General features: G+C 47.0%; 4 tRNA genes. All 4 read left to right on the forward strand.

Going from position 1 to position 696, the window contains the following annotated elements:
* Nucleotides 1–32: 32 nt before the first annotated feature.
* The 4 genes from CHI06_RS28980 (at nt 33) to CHI06_RS28995 (ending at nt 538) form a co-directional block, all read left to right on the forward strand.
* Nucleotides 33–109, forward strand: a tRNA-Ile gene (locus CHI06_RS28980).
* Between the two features lie 19 nt (nt 110–128).
* Nucleotides 129–221: transfer RNA gene (locus CHI06_RS28985), tRNA-Ser, on the forward strand.
* 163 nt (nt 222–384) lie between these two features.
* A tRNA-Met gene (locus CHI06_RS28990) sits at nt 385–458 on the forward strand.
* 3 nt (nt 459–461) lie between these two features.
* A tRNA-Asp gene (locus tag CHI06_RS28995) sits at nt 462–538 on the forward strand.
* Nucleotides 539–696: the final 158 nt, after the last annotated feature.

Here is a 696-nt window from a genome sequence, read left to right on the forward strand (position 1 = left end):
TGTTTTTTGCGAAGCAAAATAACAAAATATGAGGACCTTTAGCTCAGCTGGTTAGAGCAGACGGCTCATAACCGTCCGGTCGTAGGTTCGAGTCCTACAAGGTCCACCATTAGCTTTTTATTTACAACGGAGGAATACCCAAGTTCGGCTGAAGGGATCGGTCTTGAAAACCGACAGGCGGGTAACACCGCGCGGGGGTTCGAATCCCTCTTCCTCCTCCATTATTTTAATAACTTTTATTGTCGCGGGGTGGAGCAACGAGCGTTACTTCACAGATTAAATTGCGAGTTGTATCAATCGTACTGCTGCATGAATTGGCTTTCTGAGATTGATACAGTCCATACAAACTATGGGCATGAAAGTAGATATGATAATTTCTATTGTCGCGGGGTGGAGCAGTCCGGTAGCTCGTCGGGCTCATAACCCGAAGGTCGCAGGTTCAAATCCTGTCCCCGCAATACGGTCTGGTAGTTCAGTTGGTTAGAATGCCTGCCTGTCACGCAGGAGGTCGCGGGTTCGAGTCCCGTCCAGACCGCCATTTTTCTTAAAATGGCACAATAATGTGGCTCAGTAGCTCAGTCGGTAGAGCAGATTGCTTGCTTCACTGAATAGCTTCTGTGGCAATCTGCGAGAAAAACCGTGAGGTTTTTTGAGCAAAGGTTATGCTGCCTTTAAATTTTAGGTAACCTTACTATG

Source organism: Bacillus sp. 7884-1 (assembly GCF_002272245.1).
Classification (GTDB): domain Bacteria; phylum Bacillota; class Bacilli; order Bacillales; family Cytobacillaceae; genus Neobacillus.